General features: G+C 33.9%; 12 protein-coding genes. 7 read left to right on the forward strand and 5 right to left on the reverse strand.

Going from position 1 to position 19,506, the window contains the following annotated elements; translation table 11 throughout:
• Positions 1 to 151: 151 nt before the first annotated feature.
• Positions 152 to 2,758 carry a DNA mismatch repair protein MutS gene (gene mutS, locus APR43_RS15355; RefSeq protein WP_053471597.1) on the reverse strand — a complete coding sequence of 869 codons (2,607 nt, stop codon included), beginning with the start codon at positions 2,756 to 2,758 and terminating at the stop codon, positions 152 to 154.
• Positions 2,759 to 2,914: 156 nt separating this feature from the next.
• On the opposite strand from mutS, the gene APR43_RS15360 reads away from it, so the two are divergent.
• The 3 genes from APR43_RS15360 (at position 2,915) to APR43_RS15370 (ending at position 7,106) form a co-directional block, all read left to right on the forward strand.
• Positions 2,915 to 3,346 carry a DUF1573 domain-containing protein gene (locus tag APR43_RS15360; protein WP_053471598.1) on the forward strand — a complete coding sequence of 144 codons (432 nt, stop codon included), beginning with the start codon at positions 2,915 to 2,917 and terminating at the stop codon, positions 3,344 to 3,346.
• Positions 3,347 to 3,420: 74 nt separating this feature from the next.
• On the forward strand, positions 3,421 to 3,957 hold the full coding sequence (locus APR43_RS15365; RefSeq protein ID WP_053471599.1) for an RNA methyltransferase: 537 nt from the start codon (positions 3,421 to 3,423) through the stop codon (positions 3,955 to 3,957).
• A 113-nt stretch (positions 3,958 to 4,070) separates the two neighbouring features.
• Positions 4,071 to 7,106: a T9SS type B sorting domain-containing protein gene (locus tag APR43_RS15370; protein ID WP_082356412.1), complete on the forward strand. Its 3,036-nt coding sequence runs from the start codon at positions 4,071 to 4,073 to the stop codon at positions 7,104 to 7,106.
• 92 nt (positions 7,107 to 7,198) lie between these two features.
• Here the strand turns inward: APR43_RS15370 and folK are convergent, their stop codons facing one another.
• Positions 7,199 to 8,332, reverse strand: a complete 1,134-nt coding sequence (folK, locus tag APR43_RS15375; RefSeq protein ID WP_053471600.1) for a 2-amino-4-hydroxy-6-hydroxymethyldihydropteridine diphosphokinase — start codon at positions 8,330 to 8,332, stop codon at positions 7,199 to 7,201.
• Positions 8,333 to 8,469: 137 nt separating this feature from the next.
• Between folK and sppA the strand changes: the two genes are divergently transcribed.
• From sppA to APR43_RS15390, 3 genes are all read left to right on the forward strand, one after another.
• Complete coding sequence (gene sppA / locus APR43_RS15380) at positions 8,470 to 10,227, forward strand: signal peptide peptidase SppA (protein WP_053471601.1); 1,758 nt, start codon at positions 8,470 to 8,472, stop codon at positions 10,225 to 10,227.
• Between the two features lie 12 nt (positions 10,228 to 10,239).
• Entirely contained in the window at positions 10,240 to 11,187 is a 948-nt protein-coding gene (locus APR43_RS15385; protein WP_053471602.1) for an alpha/beta hydrolase, read from the forward strand.
• A 170-nt stretch (positions 11,188 to 11,357) separates the two neighbouring features.
• Positions 11,358 to 13,958 carry an AsmA-like C-terminal region-containing protein gene (locus APR43_RS15390; protein WP_053471603.1) on the forward strand — a complete coding sequence of 867 codons (2,601 nt, stop codon included), beginning with the start codon at positions 11,358 to 11,360 and terminating at the stop codon, positions 13,956 to 13,958.
• A gap of 76 nt (positions 13,959 to 14,034) precedes the next feature.
• Here APR43_RS15390 and APR43_RS15395 read toward each other — a convergent pair whose 3' ends face one another.
• Both APR43_RS15395 and APR43_RS15400 read right to left on the reverse strand, forming a co-directional pair.
• Complete coding sequence (locus tag APR43_RS15395; RefSeq protein WP_240514958.1) at positions 14,035 to 15,039, reverse strand: glycosyltransferase family 9 protein; 1,005 nt, start codon at positions 15,037 to 15,039, stop codon at positions 14,035 to 14,037.
• Between the two features lie 332 nt (positions 15,040 to 15,371).
• On the reverse strand, positions 15,372 to 16,166 hold the full coding sequence (locus tag APR43_RS15400; protein ID WP_053471604.1) for a DUF2797 domain-containing protein: 795 nt from the start codon (positions 16,164 to 16,166) through the stop codon (positions 15,372 to 15,374).
• Positions 16,167 to 16,386: 220 nt separating this feature from the next.
• Between APR43_RS15400 and APR43_RS15405 the strand changes: the two genes are divergently transcribed.
• Positions 16,387 to 17,895 (forward strand): GH3 auxin-responsive promoter family protein, encoded by a 1,509-nt coding sequence (locus APR43_RS15405; RefSeq protein WP_053471605.1) that lies wholly within the window; start codon positions 16,387 to 16,389, stop codon positions 17,893 to 17,895.
• Positions 17,896 to 18,136: 241 nt separating this feature from the next.
• Here the strand turns inward: APR43_RS15405 and serB are convergent, their stop codons facing one another.
• Positions 18,137 to 19,366, reverse strand: a complete 1,230-nt coding sequence (serB, locus tag APR43_RS15410; RefSeq protein ID WP_053471675.1) for a phosphoserine phosphatase SerB — start codon at positions 19,364 to 19,366, stop codon at positions 18,137 to 18,139.
• Positions 19,367 to 19,506 lie beyond the last annotated feature (140 nt).

The raw sequence follows: 19,506 nt of genomic DNA on the forward strand, positions 1-19,506 counted from the left end.
CTAGTAAGAACTACAATACTTGACTTGTTTCGTATTGCGAGTGCAAATTTAGGACATTTATTCAATTACACAAGCCTTTTTTCAAAAAAATATTTACTTATTTTATAACTTTCTGATAACCTAAACTTTAAACTTGAAAAATTTTTTCGATTTATTTCTTAACCAGCATTCTTTTTATTTCATTCAGCTTCATCAATGCTTCAACGGGTGTAATCGCATTAATATCGAGGCTTAAGATCTCTTCTTTGATTTCTTCCAGCAAAGGATCATCAAGATTAAAGAAACTCATCTGCATTTCATCATTCGCAGATTTTACGCCGTTTAATGCATCGCTCGAATGATTTTTTTCTAATTTCTTTAAAAGTTTCTGTGCTTTCAAAATTACAATCTGGGGCATTCCGGCCATTTTTGCCACGTGAATTCCAAAACTATGTTCACTTCCGCCTTTTACAAGCTTTCTAACAAAAAGAACGGTGTCTTTTAATTCTTTTACCGCAACATTATAATTTTGAATTCTGGAAAGCGATTCTGTCATTTCATTCAACTCATGATAATGAGTTGCAAACAACGTTTTTGGTTTTGATGGATGTTCGTGCAAAAACTCGGCAATAGCCCAGGCAATCGAAATTCCGTCATACGTACTTGTTCCTCTTCCAATTTCATCCAGAAGCACCAAACTGCGATCTGAAATATTGTTCAAAATAGAAGCCGTTTCATTCATCTCAACCATAAAAGTCGATTCTCCCATCGAGATGTTATCAGAAGCACCTACTCTTGTAAAGATTTTATCTACAACTCCCATTCTTACACTGTCAGCAGGAACAAAACTTCCCATTTGTGCTAAAAGCACAATTAAAGCAGTTTGTCTTAAAATAGCCGACTTACCCGACATGTTAGGTCCGGTAATCATTATAATTTGCTGCGTTTCTCTATCCAGAAAAACATCGTTTGCTATATAGGGAGTTCCAACCGGCAATTGTTTTTCAATTACAGGGTGTCTTCCGTTTTTAATGTCTAATTCAAAAGTTTCATCAATTTCAGGACACACATATTGATTCTCAACCGCCATTTGCGTAAACGAACATAAACAGTCTAATTGTGCTACCAAATAAGCATTCATTTGAACAGGTTTGATATAAGTCGCAATCCAGGCTACCAACTGCTCAAAAAGTTCCGATTCAATTTTATGAATTTTTTCTTCGGCGCCTAAAATTTTGGTTTCGTATTCTTTTAATTCTTCCGTAATATAACGTTCTGCATTTACTAAAGTCTGTTTACGAATCCATTCTTCCGGAACTTTATCTTTATGTGTGTTTCGAACTTCAATATAATATCCAAAAACATTGTTGAATGATATTTTTAAAGATGAAATTCCCGTACGTTCTGATTCTCTTCTTTCTATTCCTTCCAAAAATTCTTTTCCAGATGTAGAAATTGCTCTCAACTCATCTAATTCTTCATTAATTCCTGCCGCAATTGCATTTCCTTTTGAAATAGCAACCGGCGCATCCTGATTTAAGGTAGTTTTAATTTTTTCACGCAGTAAATCACACGAATGCAAACTGTCTCCGATAACTTTTACAGCTTCCTGCGGACTTTCGAGCGCTAAGGTTTTTATTGGAATAATAGCATCCAGCGATTCTTTCAAATACACAATTTCGCGCGGAGAAACTTTTCCTGCTGCAATTTTAGAAATCAAACGCTCTAAATCTGAAATTTGCTTAATTTGATATTGAATATTTTGTAAAACATCCTGATTTGATTTCAAATACGCAACCACATCATGACGTCCTTTTATTTTATTACCGTCTTTTAGCGGAAGAGCCAGCCAGCGTTTTAACAAACGTCCGCCCATTGGCGAAAGCGTTTTGTCGATTACATCTAAAAGTGTTACTGCATTTGGATTATAGCTGTGATACAATTCTAAATTTCTAATCGTAAAACGATCCATCCATACATAAGCATCTTCGGCAATTCGTTGAATCGCTGTAATATGCTGCACTCTGTTATGCTGCGTTTCTGATAAATAATAAAGGATTGCTCCGGCAGAAATAATCCCTTCTTTTAATTCTTCTACACCAAAACCTTTTAAAGAGTTGGTTTGAAAATGTTTCGTTAGCGTTTCTAAAGCGTAATCTTCTTTGTAAATCCAGTCTTCCAGATAAAAACTGTGAAAATCTTCTCCAAAAGCGGTTTTAAAATCACTTTTGCAATTCTTAGGAACAAGAACTTCACTTGGATTAAAATTCTGCAGTAATTTATCTATGTATTCGGCATTTCCCTGAGCGGTAAGAAATTCTCCTGTCGAAACATCTAAAAATGAAATCCCGATATTTTTGTTAGCAAAATAAACAGATGCTAAAAAGTTGTTTGTTTTTGATTGTAAAACTTCATCGTTTAAAGAAACTCCCGGAGTCACCAATTCTGTAACACCTCGCTTTACAATCGTTTTTGTCATTTTAGGATCTTCAAGCTGATCGCAGATTGCAACACGAAGTCCGGCTTTCACCAATTTTGGTAAATATGTATTGATTGAATGGTGTGGAAAGCCTGCCAGAGCTGTCTCAGTATCAGACCCTGCACCTCTTTTTGTTAAAGTAATCCCAAGAATCTTAGAAGCTCTGATGGCATCTTCTCCAAAAGTTTCATAAAAATCCCCTACTCTGAAAAGCAGACAGGCATCAGGATATTTTCTCTTGATCTCGTTATACTGTTTCATTAAAGGTGTTTCCTTCACCACTTTCTCTTTAGCTGCCAAAATTGATATGTTTTTAAATGAAAATTAAGACAGCGAATTTATAATTTTTTGGCGGCATAACAGTCACTTCAAAAATTAAAATATTTTAAGATTTTTTTATGTTCAGATATAAGAATTTTATATAGCTTTGTTCATCATTAAAAAAGACCCTTAAAAATGAAAAAAATAATTTTATTCGCTATGTTAGCTGTAGCTGGTATTACGGCTACTAACGCACAAACAACTAAAAAAGCTAAAGCTGCTAAAGTTGCTAAAGTTGAAGGAGCAGGAATGCTTTTTGAAACAGAAACTATCGATTACGGAACTATCGCTCACAATGCTGACGGTAAACGTGAATTCGTTTTTGTTAACAACGGAACAAAACCGTTAATCATTACTAACACTCAAGGTTCTTGTGGTTGTACAGTGCCTACAACACCAAAAGAGCCAATCGCTCCAGGTGCTAAAGGTATTATTGGTGTAAAATATGCTACTGACAGAGTTGGTGCTTTTACAAAAACTGTAACTGTTACTTCAAATGCTGAAGGACAACCAACAAAAGTACTTACAATTAAAGGTACAGTTTTACCAGATCCAGTAAAAAGCTAATCTGAGAAACAACAAAATAATTGAAAAAGCTTCCTTATCTTTGGAAGCTTTTTTTATGACCTGAATTTAAACCAATGAGAAAACTCGAAAATAGCGAACTAGACAGAAAATCAATCGAAGATTTTAAAAAATCAGACAAAACTCCTTTAATATTAGTTTTGGATGATATTCGCAGTTTGCACAATATTGGATCTGTTTTTAGAACTGCCGATGCTTTTTTGATCGAAAAAATAATTCTTTGCGGTATTACAGCGACTCCTCCTAATAAAGAAATTCATAAAACTGCTCTTGGCGCGACTGAAACCGTTGCGTGGGAACATCACGAAAATGTATTGGAAGTTATAGAAAACCTAAAAAAAGAAAATGTCCTTACTCTTGCTATTGAACAAGTTGAAAGTGCCATTTTTCTTCAGGATTTTAAAGTGGAGAAAAACCAAAAATACGCTTTAGTTTTTGGAAACGAAGTTTATGGCGTATCTCAGGAAGCGGTTGCTATTTGCGACGGCTGTATTGAGATTCCGCAATTAGGCACAAAACATTCCTTAAACATTTCTGTAAGCGCCGGAATTGTGGTTTGGGATTTATTCCAGAAATTAAACTGGCCAAACTAAGAATTAAAGAATATTTTTACCAAAAAAATGTGATTTTTAAATTAGTTTCAGTATTTAAATGTTAGAAATATAAATATATTTTTTTATTATTAAGAAATTGATACTTTTATAAAATGAAAACTATCTATTTCCTTAAACCACAACATTTATTTTTCTTACTGCTTTTCCCTTTAACCGGATTTGCTCAATATACATCTATTCCTGATCCAAATTTTGAACAGGCTCTAATTGATTTAGGCATTGACAGCGGCGTTATTGATAGCCAGGTTCTGACTGCAAATGTTAAAGATGTAACGATATTATTCATTCAAGGTAGAAACATTGCTGATTTAACTGGTATTGAATCTTTTGTAAAACTGGAAAGATTAGCCTTGGGAATAGCGAATGATAATATATATCAAAGAAACGCTCTTACCACTTTAAACCTTACAAACAACATTTTCCTGAAGTCTTTATCGTGCGAGTATAATGAATTATCTACTATAGATCTTTCAAAAAACACGGCATTGGAAGTTTTATCTATAGAGAATAATAAATTAAGCAGTCTGGATGTTTCAAAAAATACCTCCTTAAACACTTTTTTTTTTTCCAACAATAACCTAACAAGTATAGATATTACTAAAAATACTTCTTTAACAAGCTTATCTTGCTTCTTTAATAAGTTAACAGCTTTAGATCTTTCAAAAAACATTAATTTAATTGCTCTAAGGTGCGATAATAACAATTTATCAAATCTTGACCTTTCTAAAAACGCAGCATTGCAATTTTTAATCGCAAATAATAATCAAATAACTTCTCTAAATGTTTCCAATAATCCAGATTTAGGATTTTTCGATTGCGGTAAAAATCAAATAACTTCTCTGGATATTTCTAATAATTCAATTTTAGGACACTTAGATTGCAATAATAATCAATTATCTAGTTTAGATTTATCTAAAAATATTAATCTAACTACTCTTTTGTGTAATGACAATCTGTTAACAAATTTGAATTTAAAAAACGGGCAGAACGCAAAAATAAGCCATGGAAATTTCAAATCGAATTCAAGTCTAACCTGCATACAAGTTGATAATGAGATTTATTCAAATACAAACTGGACGGCCTACAAAGAAAGTACAGCAAAATACTCAAACGACTGTAGTAAACCTGCAACAACTGCTCCTATTGTTAAAGCAACCGGAGATCAGTTATACTGCCCACAAAACACTATAAAAATTGTAACTGATTTTACTATTACGCACGATCCTGCGGAAACAGCAACTAAAGGTGTTTATATTCAAATTTCATCTGGTTATTCAAGTGGTTTAGATCAGCTTGCACTTTCAAATCCGGCGGCACACCCTAATGTAATAACAAGCTGGGATGTAACAGCAGGAAAATTAAGCATAACCAGCCCAACAGGTGCTAATGTTTTATATACTGACTTAATTGATGCTGTAAAAGATGTGGTTTTCTCAAATTCTTCGGCTTCAGCTTCTGGAACAAGAACTTTCTCCATAACAATTGGTAATGCCAATTATTTACCTTCAACACAGCACTTTTATTTGTTTGTTCCGAGTATTGGTATTACCTGGACAAGTGCCAAAGCAGCTGCAGAATCCAGTACTTATTACGGGCTTACAGGATATTTAGCTACCGTTTTATCTGCAGATGAGGCTCAATTAATAGGTGAACAAGCCTCAGGAACGGGATGGATTGGCGGAAGCGATGCCGAAACCGAAGGCTTATGGAAATGGGTTACCGGTCCTGAAGCCGGGACTATAATGAATTATACTTTCTGGAATTCTGGAGAACCAAATAATTTAGGTGAAGAAGATTATGCACATATTACACAACCGGGAATAGGGATTAGAGGTTCATGGAACGACCTTTCTAATACCGGTTCGTTAACGTCTGGTGACCCATATCAGCCAAAAGGTTATGTGGTGGAATATGGCGGAATGCCGGGAGAATCTCCGCTTGAAATTGCGGCAAGTACAAAAATTACAATTCCTGTTGCAACACCGGGAGCAAATCCAAATCCGGTTTGCGATTCAGGAACTTTTACTTTTACTGCAACAGCAACTGCAGGAGCAACAATTAGCTGGTATGATACCGCTGTAGGAGGAAATTTATTAGGAACAGGAAACACGTATACTACTCCAACAATAAATACTACAACAACTTATTATGTAGATGCAGGCTGCGAATCAAACAGAAAATCGGTTACGGCTACGGTAAACATGACCCCAACAACTCCGGTTGCAGGTCAGACTTCTTATTCAAATTGCGGGCCAGGATCTGTAACTATTAGGGCAAGTTCAAACATTGGAACTATTAACTGGTTTACAACTCAAACTGGAGGAACAAGTGTTTTTAACGGAAGCAGTTTTACAACGCCAACAATTTCATCAAATACAACTTATTATGCTGAGGCTTCAAACTCTGGCTGTATCAACCCAACTCGTACGCCTGTAGAAATTCAAATTTATACGCCGCCAGTTGTTCACGATGAAACCTTACCGCTGTGTCAATCTCAAACTATAATACTAGATGCGGGAGTTTCGGGAATGACTTATGCATGGTCAAATGGAGATACAGGACAAACAACACCTGTTTCAAAAGGTGGTACTTATACTGTAATTGTAACAAGTCCTGCTCCTGAAAGCTGTTCAAGTACAAAAACAATAATAGTTGAAGAGCGTCCGGTTCCAGAAATAGACCGAATTGATGTAAGCGGAACGAGAGTGGTAATTTACATTAAAAAACAAGCTCCGTATTTTGAATTTTCTGTAGACGGCGTTAATTTTCAGGATTCGAATGTTTTTTATGATGTTCCGGGCGGACTGCAAACGGCATATGTTCGCGAGAAAAGCGGCTGCGGCGGAGATACGCAAAATTTTGTTGTTCTTGTTTTTCCAGCATTTTTCACTCCAAATAATGACACTCATAATGATTTATGGGAAGTAACCGGAATGGAAAATTATCCACAGGCAGAAGTCACTATTTTTGACCGTTATGGCAAACTCATCGCGCAGTTAAACGCTTCTAATATGACTTGGGACGGAACTTTTGAGAGAACACCGCTTCCGGCTTCAGATTATTGGTATGCCTTAAAAATAGATAATACAAAACCAATTTTACGAGGACACTTTTCATTACTAAGATAATTTTGAATTAGAAAATGTGTCAATTAGAAAATGAGATAATTAAAAAATATCTTCAATAAATTATCTAATTGACACATTTTCTAATTAGCTAATTAATTCAGCTTTTTCTGGATTTCGCTTAAAACAAAAAGATAATCTTCTTGTTTTTTTACAAAATCACGATCAGAAACATCGATAATTAAAACATTCAAATCGGTTTGGGATTTTATGTATTCCAAATATCCGTTGTTGATTTTATCCAGATATTCAGCTTCAATATTTTGCTCGTAGCTTCGGCCTCGCTTTTTTATGTTTTGAAGAAGACGTTCTGTATTTTGATACAAATAAATATACAAATCCGGTTTTGGCATTTCTTTGTAAATGATATCGAATAGATTTCGGTACAAACGATATTCGTCTTCCTGCAAAGTAATTTTAGCAAAAATCAGTGATTTAAAAATATGATAATCGGCTACGATAAAATCTTTAAATAAATCAAACTGCGCTAAATCATCAGATAATTGCTGATAACGATCTGCCAAGAAAGACATTTCAAGGGGAAAAGCATATCGGTTTTGATCTTTATAAAACTTAGGCAGAAACGGATTATCTGCAAAACGTTCTAAAACGGTTTTCGCATTAAAATCATCTGCAAATTTGTGAACTAAAGTAGTTTTTCCGGCACCAATATTTCCTTCAAAAGCGATATAATTATATTTCTCTAACTGAATTTCACTCAACGGGCATTTCAAATCCTGAACAACAGTACAAACGCTGTCGTCTGGAGAAATGGCAATTAATTCTGAAATAGATTTCTGAAAAACAGGATGTTTCCAATCTAACTTTAAATCCTGCATCGGTAATAAAACAAAATTTCGGTTCTGCATCAAAGGATGCGGAATATGAAGTTTTTCGGTCTCTATAATTTCATCATCAAAAACAATTACATCAACATCAATAATCCGGGATTGATATCCTTCCTGATTTAATCTGATTCTTCCTAGTTGTTTTTCGACTTTTAAAACCTGATTTAATATTTTTTGTGCCGATGATGTAGTGTGCAAAAGTAACGCGCAATTATAAAATGCATCGCTCTCAAAACCCCAGGCAGGCGTTTCATAAAGTTTAGAAACCTTGATTACAGTTCCCACTTCCTGATGTATCAAAGCGATACAGGTTTCAATGTTTTTTAACCTGTTTCCCTGGTTGCTGCCTATGGATAAAACGACTTGGTGCTGTGATTTCATAATTAATGCAAATTAACTAAAACTATTTTAGAATTAACCAATATATTTGTGAAACGGCACATCGAGCCGATTAAAATTTATGTGCGAAATTTGTAACAAATAGCCCTTTATCGCTACTTATTAAAAAAAATATACTTATGAAGTTTTTAGGAAATGTAATTGCCACAGTTATTGGTATTTTTGTATTTATCATGCTCTTCTTTTTTGGAGTAATCCTAATTGGGGCCATTTTTGGCGGAGATGACAAGGTTTCGGTTAAAAATGATTCTGTTATCGAATTAGATTTAAAACAAATCAATAATGATTATGCCGGAAAATATAAAGATCCTTGGGTAACTGTTTTTTCAGATAAAAAAAGTGTTGGTTTAACTGATGTTATCAATGCAATTGAAGCGGCAGAAACAGACGATAATATTAAAGGAATCTCAATCTTAAACGACGAGTCTTCTCTTGGACTTGCGCAATATAAAGATTTGAGAAATGCACTGGAAAATTTTAAAAAATCAGGGAAATTTGTCTGGGCTTACGCCAATACATATTCGCAGAAAGAATATTATTTAAATTCTGTTGCTAACGTTGTGTATTTGAATCCGGCCGGAGATTTAGATTTTAAAGGACTTTCGTCAGAAGTGATGTTCTTTAAAGATTTCCAGGAAAAATCAGGAATCCATATGGAAGTGATTCGTCACGGAAAATACAAAAGTGCCGTTGAGCCATTTTTAGAAAACAAAATGAGCGATGCGAACAGAGAACAAGTTACCGCACTTTTAAATTCGATTTGGTCAACAGTTTGCAGCGATATCTCAAAAAGCCGAAATATTCCGGTTGATAAATTAAATGAAATTGCAAACGGTTTATTAGCCAGAACTCCACAAATGGCAAAAACACAGCATTTAGTTGATATTGTAGCTTATGAAGATGTGTATCACAATGCCATTAAAAAAGCGTTGAAAGTTAAAGACGACGAAGATTATAATAAAATTTCGATTTTAGATTATACTCAAAATAATGTAACAACGGCATTAACCAATGTTGCTACTGATCAAATTGCAATTATTTACGCTCAAGGCGAAATTGCCGGCGGCGAAGGCGATGTAAATGTTATTGGCGAAGGTTCAATGCGCCGTTCGCTGCAGGAAGCCAGAAAAAATGAAGATGTAAAAGCGATCGTTTTAAGAATTGACAGCCCGGGCGGAAGCGCACTGACTTCTGATTTAATCTGGAGAGAAATTGAAGTAACCAAAAAAGTAAAACCGGTAATTGTTTCAATGGGGAATTATGCCGCTTCAGGAGGTTATTATATCGCTTGTAATGCCAATAAAATTTTTGCAGAAAGCAATACGATTACAGGTTCTATTGGGGTTTTTGGAGTACTACCAAACTTTACTCCGCTTGCCAACAAATTAGGAATTAATACAGAACAGGTAAAAACACACGAAAACTCAGCAAATTATAGTCCGTTTGTTCCGGTTGATGAAAAATTCAAAGCTTTTACACTGGAAGGCGTTGAACAGATTTACAAAACTTTTGTAACGCATGTTGCTGAAGGAAGAAAAATGACTTTTGCACAAGTTGATTCTATTGCACAAGGAAGAGTATGGTCTGGATCTGAAGCGTTGAAAATTGGATTAGTTGACAAAATTGGAGGTTTGAACGATGCTATTGCAGAAGCTGCAAAAATTGCTAAAATCAAAGATTACGGCACACAAAACTATCCTGAATACGAAAAAACATTTGGTGATTTAATGGGTAATTTACCTTTTGCACAATCTAAGGAAGCTTTTATAAAAGAAGAAATTGGCGAAGAAAATTATTTGCTTATTGAACAGGTAAAAAGATTCCAGAGACAAAAAGGAGTTCAGGCCATGATGCCTTTCGGAATAAACATTAAATAATTCCATTTAAAGATGAAAAACATAATTCTGTTTTTAACCGTTTTGTTTTTGACATACGTAAATGCTCAAAGTCCGAAACAAGATACTTTTAAAGAAACACCCGCTATTTTAAAAATCAATAATGATCATATTTTTGGTACGCTTACTGTTCCAGACGGAATAAAAAAATGTCCGGTTGCATTGATTATTGCTGGTTCTGGCCCAACAGACCGAGACGGAAATAATTCGATGATGAAAAACAATTCCTTAAAAATGCTGGCAGAAGAACTGGCAAAAAACGGAATTGCATCTTTACGCTTTGACAAACGCGGCATTGGCGAAAGCAAAAAATCGGCAGTTGCAGAGTCTAGTCTGGTTTTTGAAAATTATACCGAAGATGTAAAAAGCTGGATTAACTATTTGAAACAAGACAAACGTTTTACGCAATTAACGGTTATTGGTCATAGCGAAGGGTCTTTAATAGGAATGATTGCAAGTGCAAAAGCCAATAAATTTGTTTCGATTGCCGGAGCCGGAGAATCTGCAGATAAACTGATAAAGACGCAAATTGCTTCTAAATCAAACAAGCAAATCGAGGATATGACCTTTCCTATTATTGACAGTTTAAAAGCCGGCAATAAAGTAAACAAAGTAGATCCGCTTTTAAATTCGCTTTTCAGGGCAAGTATTCAACCGTATTTAATTTCGTGGTTTAAATACGATCCGCAGACAGAAATTAAAAAACTGACAATTCCTGTTTTAATCATTCAGGGAAATAATGATTTACAAGTTTCTGTTAAAGATGCCGAAAACTTATCGAAGGCTAAACCGAATTCAGAATTGGTCATTGTAGATAAAATGAATCATATCATGAAAATAATCGACGGCGATCAAAAGGCGAATATGGAAAGTTATAATAATGAAACTCTTCCCATTTCTGAAACCTTAGTCCATAAGATTGTTTTCTTTATTAAAAAATAGTTACAACAATAAAAAAACTAAATCCGTTTGAAAAGTATCAAGCGGATTTTTTTTATTTAATACTAACATAATTTTCTTACAATATTAAGAAAATTTTATCGCCGTACTTCAATAAAAAAACTATTTTTGCAAGAGTCAATTTTCAAAAAATAAACCTCAAATCTATAAATATGTTAAAGAAAATTTTAAAAGTAACTGCCATTGTTCTAGTGGTTTTTGTGGCCGCTCTATTTGCCATTCCGTATTTCTTTAAAGACCAGATCAAAGCAAAAATTGCCGAAGCCATCAACGAAAGTGTTGATGCAAAAGTGAGTTTTGCCGATGCTGATTTAAGCTTGTTTAAGAACTTCCCGAATGCTGCGGTTGGAATCGAAAAATTGGTGATTATCAACAAAGCACCTTTTGAAGGAGATACTTTGGTATCATTAGGAGAATTAAATCTTAAAATGAGCATTAAAGAGCTTTTTAAAGGAAAAGATGAACCTTTAAACATTCAGGGAATTACATCTGAAAACGGTTTAATCAACATTATCTTCAATAAAGATGGTGTTGGGAATTTTGATATTGCCTTAAAAGACAAAAAAGAAGACAAAACGGATGAAAAAAGCAGTCCGCTTTCTTTAAAAATCCAAAACTATAAAATCGAGAACTTTACCTTTAGATATATTGATCAGGGTTCTAAAATTAAAATGGTTATTGATAGTTTAAATCACGAAGGAACTGGAGATTTTACCAATTCAAAACTGGATTTAAATACAAAAACTACAGCAAACGTATCTTTAGATATGGATAAAGTTAATTATATGAAAAATATAAAATTGACTTTAGACGCTGTTTTAGGAATTGATTTAGAGCAAAGTAAATATACTTTTAAAGAAAATAAAGCTTTAATTAACCAATTGCCGTTAGAGTTTGACGGATTTATTCAAATGGTTAAAGAAGGTCAGATTTATGACTTGAAATTTAAAACACCAACTTCGTCGTTTACCAATTTCTTAGGCTTAATACCTTCTGCTTATGCATCAAGTCTTGATGGCGTAAAAACAACCGGAGACTTTACCGTTGTTGGTTTTGCAAAAGGAAAATTAACAGACACAACAGTTCCTGCGTTTAACATTGCCATTGCATCAAATAATGCTTCGTTTCAATATCCGAACTTACCAAAATCAGTTCAGAATATTGTAATTGATACTAAAATTATCAATGAAACCGGAATTCTAAACGACACTTATGTAAACTTAGACAAACTATCTTTTAGAATCGATCAGGATGTTTTTAGCGCTAAAGCAAATGTTAGAAACATTACTGTTAATCCGCTTGTAAATGCGGCTTTAAAGGGAACTATCAATTTAGCTAATCTTTCAAAAGCATATCCAATTAAAATGGATAAACCTTTGGCAGGTATTTTAAAAGCTGATGTTACTACAAATTTTGATATGGCATCTGTTGAGAAAAGCCAATATCAAAACATCAAGAATGCCGGAACTATGAGTTTATCAGGATTTAAATATACTGATGAAAACAATAAATCAATGAATATCAGCACGGCTTTGGTTGAATTTAACCCAAGCACAATCAACCTGAAACAATTTAATGCTACAACAGGAAAAAGTGATATTGCCATCAACGGAGTTTTAGAAAATTTCTACGGTTTTATGTTTAAGAAACAAGAACTTAAAGGAAACTTCAATATGAGCTCTAATCAACTGGCTGTTGATGATTTCATGACTTCTGGAGAACCTGCTAAAACAGAGGAAAAAACGCCTGCTAAACCAGCGGAAGCGATGAAAATCCCAGCTTTCCTAAACTGTACTTTAAATGCAAAAGCGACAACTGTTTTATATGACAATTTAAAGCTGAAAGATGTTTCCGGAAAATTGATTATTAAAGATGAAAAAGCACTTTTAGAGAACTTTAAAACGTCCATTTTTGGCGGAACAATTGGTTTAACAGGATCTGTTTCGACAAAAGCAAAAGTGCCAACGTTTGATATGAATTTAGGTTTCAATCAGGTTGATATTGCACAGACTTTTACGCAGTTAGACATGATGAAAAAAATCGCACCAATTGCCGGAATTATTAATGGTAAATTAAATTCGACTATTAAATTAAACGGAAATTTAGATGATAAGGAATTAACTCCTGATTTAAAATCTATTTCTGGGGATTTAATTGGTCAATTACTTTCTACAACGATAAATGCTAAAAATTCTACGGTATTAAATTCATTGACTTCAAACATTAAATTCATTGATATGAATAAACTGAATTTGAATGATATTAAAGCTGCCTTAAGTTTTGAAAACGGAAAAGTAAACGTAAAACCTTTCGACATTAAATATCAGGATATTAAAGTAACAGTTGGCGGAACTCACGGTTTTGACCAAACGATGAATTACAATTTAAAATTTGATGTTCCTGCTAAATATTTAGGAAGCGAAGCAAATGCTTTTCTATCTAAATTGTCTCCTGCAGATGCGGCGAAACTGGAAAATATTCCAATCAATGCTGTTATTGGAGGAAACTTTTCAAATCCAAAAATTACTACAGATATGAAAAGTGCCGTTACTAGTTTAGCATCGCAAGTAGCAAATCAGCAAAAAGAAAAACTGACTCAAAAAGGCGCTTCTGCTTTAACTGATTTAATTAATAAAAATACAAAAGCGAAAGACACAACTCAGGCAGCAAAAACGGAGAAAGAACAAAAAACTCAGGAAACTACTAAAAAAGCAACGGACTTACTCAACGGGCTTTTCAAAAAGAAAAAATAAGTTTTAGTCAAAATAAAAAACTGCTCCCGAAATTACTTTCGGGAGCAGTTTCTTTTTATAGCAATCTGATTTGAATTTATTGATTCAATATCTTATTTATGGCATTTATATAATCCGGAACTGTTAATTGGTTGGTATCAATTCCTACGCTGTTATTTCCGTATGGCTGATATTTTTTTAAACTTGAAATTGAAAATAAACCAGCAGTTGGAGCTTTTGAAGCACTTGACAAATGCATAATTCCACTGTCTGCACCAATAAAAACATCTACATTTGCTAATACGGAACCTATTTCGCGAATATCCTTACTGTAGAACGAAGGCGCCTGAAAATCAATTTGAGAAACATTTTCAACAGGCAGAACTTCGAAAATATTATAATCTGGATATTCCTTTTTTAAAGCAGTATAAAACTCTTCCCACCACGAAACACAATAACATTTTTCTCCGGTTGCAAACGTAAAAATTGCGATTGTTCTTTTTTGTTCATCAACAATGTTGTTGAGAATTTCTTTTCCTTTTGCAATTTCTTCCTGAGTCAATTTTAAATCCAGAAGCGGAACGGGTTCTTTTTTATCTTCAATACCAAATTGGCTTAAAAAATATCTTAAATTATAAACGGGATATTTTGCAATATGCTCGTGATCATCATAATTGGATTGCACATTTTCAGGAAGATCTCCAAAAAATTTATATTTAGCATTTGAGAATTGAACGGCTAAGCGGCCCGAAGAAGAATTTTGATCAACATTTATTACAAGATCGTAATTCTGTTTTTTTATTAAAGTCCAGACTTTAAAATATTTGACTAAGTCTTTGAAAGGTTTTTTAGGGAGATCGATTATTTTATCGACATTATCATACTTTTCAAAAACAATTGGAGCCAGTGTCCCTTTTACAAACAAATCGATTTTTACACCCGGAAACACGGCAGAGACTTCCTGAATAAGCGGTGTAACTAAAAGCATATTTCCAAGTCTGCCGTTTGGCCTGCAGATTAGTACTTTTTTAATTTTACTTTTATCAATAGTTCCGCCTTTACTAATGTTTGCACTACCAATATTTTTGGTTAATATGCGCATTAGGTTACGCCTGACTTTGTTAATGCTAACTTTTTTTAAGCTACTCATTGTGGTATTTATTTCGAGATTATTTTTGGAAACAGCAAAAAACATTTTAGCTAAAAAATGAAGCATAAATTGTTTAAAACACACTTTTTAAATGTTTCCAAATTTAGCCTCTTTTTTTGCTCAAAAATAAATTCTAATAATAAGCAATTATTACAAAATTGTAATAAAATCTATAATTATTCCCATTTTTGGACCTTCCAATGAAATAAAATTACAACAATTAACAAAACAAATGACAAACAATAGACCATTAGTCGTTAAGAATCGACAGAGAATAGAAAATACTAGACGTTAATATTTACAACGTAACCTTCTGAACCACGGATGTTAAAAACTGTTCCATTTTCAAAAATTAAATACTGGCCTTTGATTCCTACCAATTTTCCCTGAAAAGTTGGGGTTTTATCTAAATTCAAACTTGCCACTTTTGCCGGATAATTTAAAACCGGATAATTTAGTTCGTATAAATCATTTTTCTGACTGTAAAAGTACTCCTTAACTTCTGCCGGGATTAGGTTTTCGACTTTTGACTTTTCAAAAATTAAGTCACATCCTTCTGCTGTACACTGCAGCATTTTACGCCAGTTTGTTTTATCTGCATAATGATCTTTTAACGCTACCTCGGTAATTCCTGCCAAATAACGGTTGGGAACCTCAACAATTGCAATGGCTTGTGTCGCTCCCTGATCGATCCAGCGTGTTGGAACCTGACTTTTGCGTGTTACCCCTACTTTTATTTCGCTCGATAAAGCTAAGTAAACAACATGCGGCTGTAATTGTGCTTTTTGTTCGTATTCTAAATCACGATCTGCAATTCCTAAATGTGCCGTACTCAATTCAGGTCTCATAATCCAGTCGCCTACAGCAGGACTTGAGTAAAAACAATCATAACAAAAACCTTGTCTAAAAATCTTTTTCTTCTTATGACAATTCAAACATTGAAAACCTGCAAAACTAATTTCAATTTCTTTATCTAATAATTGGTTTACATTCAAGAAACTATCTTCGAAAACTAAATAATATTGAATTGGGTTTCCAAATTCAGTCTGCATTTTTGTAAGTACGCCTTGATATGTCATTAGGATTAATTGTAGATTTTAGATATTAGATTTTAGACTGCTCTTATTTTTTGAGTTAATCTTTAGTTTATAAGTAGTGGTTTTTATTACAAAAAAACACTATTTTTGATACAATGACAAAGTTACTATTTGTTGCTTGATATTCAAATTTTAAGTTCCGATTTACATGAATCGTAAAACCTAAATTTAAAATCAGCAATCTAAAACCTAAAAAACACTCATGCCTTTATCCATAATAAATTCTTTCGCTTCCTGGGTCCTCAAACAAAGGATACATCAAATCGAACTTTTTTTAAAATACCCAAATGAAGTTCAGGAAGAACTTTTGCATAATTTATTATTGGCATCTGAAAATACCGTTATTGGAAAAAAATATGATTTTGAATCGATAAATTCTTATCAGACTTTTACAGAAAGAGTTCCAATTGCGAGTTATGAAGAACTACAGCCTTTGATCGAACGTACACGTCAGGGCGAACAAGGCGTTTTTTGGGAATCGCCTATTAAATGGTTTGCCAAATCGAGCGGTACTACAAATGCTAAAAGTAAATTTATCCCGGTAAGTAACGAAGCTCTTGAAGATTGTCATTATAAAGGAAGTAAGGATTTACTTTGTTTGTATTTGAATAATAATGAAGATTCTGAATTGTTTTTGGGTAAGAGTTTACGCTTAGGCGGAAGTTCTCAGATTTACGAAAACAACAATACTTTTTTTGGCGATTTATCGGCAATTTTGATTGAAAATATGCCTATTTGGGCCGAGTTCAGCAGTACACCAAGCAGTAAAACTTCGTTAATGAGCGAATGGGAAACTAAAATCGCAGCGATTATTAATGAAACCAAAAATGAAAATGTAACCAGTTTTGCCGGAGTTCCTTCGTGGATGCTGGTTTTAATGAATAAAGTTCTGGAAAATACGGGCAAACAAAGTTTATTAGAACTTTGGCCAAATCTTGAAGTTTATTTTCACGGCGGCGTGAGTTTTTCCCCTTATAAAGAACAATACAAGAAAATTTTACCAAGTAAAGATTTTAAATACTACGAAATCTATAATGCATCTGAAGGTTTTTTTGCGATTCAGGATTTAAATAATTCAAGTGATTTATTGCTGATGCTGGATTACGGAATTTTCTATGAATTTATTCCGATGGAAACTTTTGGAGCTACAGATCAAAAAGTGATTCGTTTGGCCGACGTTGAATTGAATAAAAACTATGCAATTGTTATTACGACAAATTCTGGTTTATGGCGTTATTTAATTGGCGATACTGTTCGTTTTACTTCGTTAAATCCGTACAGAATTAGAGTTACGGGAAGAACCAAACATCATATTAATGTTTTTGGGGAAGAATTAATGGTCGAAAACACTGATCAGGCTATTGCGAAAGCTTGTCAGATCACTCAAACCGAAGTTATCGATTATACAGTTGCTCCTATTTTTATGCAGGACAAAGAAAAAGGTGCTCACGAATGGATGATTGAATTCAAACAAAAACCTGCCGACGTTGGTCTTTTCCAAAAAGTTCTGGATGAAACTTTACAGACTTTAAATTCCGATTACGAAGCGAAACGCTATAACAATATGACCTTGAATCCTTTGGTGATTAATGTCGCCAGGGAAAATTTGTTTTATGACTGGTTGAAAGAAAGAGATAAACTGGGTGGTCAGCATAAGATTCCAAGGCTTTCGAATCAGAGAGATTATTTGGAGCAGTTGAAGGAGATGTAATTTTTTTGGTTTGCCACGAATTTCTCGAATTAGCACGAATTTTTATTAAAGATTTTTCATAAAAAAACCTTAGTCTTTATTGAAAAGCTAAGGTTTTTTATTTTTTATAAGTTCAGTATGTCATTTCGACGAAGGAGAAATCGCACTCGATAATCGACAAAGATTGACGATTTACATTGCGGAATTTCTAGTGCGATTTCTCCTTCGTCGAAATGACAAAAATGTCGTGAACTTTTACTGATTACATCATATCGATATATCTGTCATGATAACCTAAAAGATATAAAACACCATCAAGTCCTAAACTTGAAATTGAGGTTGAAGCACTTTCTTTTACTTTTGGTTTTGCATGGAAAGCGATTCCTAGACCGGCTAAGTTTAGCATTGGTAAATCGTTTGCTCCGTCGCCAACTGCAATAGTCTGGTTAATGTGAATTCCTTCTTTTTCGGCGATTGCTTTTAGGTATTCGGCTTTCTTTTGTCCGTCTACGATATCGCCAAGATATTTTCCAGTTAATTTACCGTCTTTAATTTCTAATTGGTTCGCGTGAACATAATCGATACCCAATTCTTTTTGAAGATAATCTCCAAAATAAGTAAATCCTCCAGAAAGAATTGCGGTTTTATATCCGTAATATTTTAAGGCTTTCATTAAACGGTGTGCTCCTTGTGTAATTGGCAAGTTTTTAGCAACATTTTGTAAAACGTCTTCGCTCAAACCTTCCAACAAAGCCATGCGTTGTTTGAAACTTTCGTTGAAATCAATTTCACCATTCATCGCCGATTCTGTAATGGCTCTTACCTGCGCGCCTACTCCATTTAGTTCTGCCAATTCGTCAATAACTTCGGTTTGGATTAAAGTAGAGTCCATATCGAAGCAAACCAAACGACGGTTTCTTCTGTAAATATTATCTTCCTGAAAAGAAATATCAACGTTTAAGGTTCTTGAAATTTCCATAAAACTTGCCGTCATGACAATTTTATTTACAATTTCGCCCGTTACAGATAACTGGATACATGAACGTGGATATTCTTCTTTTTCTACAATCGAAGTTCTTCCCGTTAAACGTATAATTGAATCGATATTTAAATTTTGATCTGACATTATTTTAGTAACCGCTGCTAATTGTGACGCTGCCAGTTTTTCGCCTAAAATATTGATGATGTATCGCTGCTTAGATTGTGATTTTACCCATTTCTCGTAGTCTTCGATAGAGATTGGAATAAACTTTACCTTAATTTCTAATTCATACGCTTTAAACAACAAGTCTTTTAAAACAGGTCCAGAAGATGAACCCGCTTCTATTTCGAATAAAATACCTAAAGATAATGTATCATGAATGTCGGCTTGGCCAATATCTAAAATATTAGCATCGTATGCCGCCAATACGGCTGTTAAACCTGCTGTCACCCCTATTTTATCGTGTCCTGAAACTTTTAATAAAATAATCTCTTTATCTTCTATTGCCATTTTATCTTTATTATTTAACGAGCGACAAAAATCGGCAATCTCTTGGTGATAAAAAAGAATAATCATTGTTTTTTTTGCAAAGAAAAAGCGCATATTCATGCGCTTTCCTGAGTAATTTAACAATTATGCTCCGCTATTAG

Source organism: Flavobacterium sp. NLM (assembly GCF_002210235.1).
Classification (GTDB): Bacteria; Bacteroidota; Bacteroidia; order Flavobacteriales; family Flavobacteriaceae; genus Flavobacterium; species Flavobacterium panici.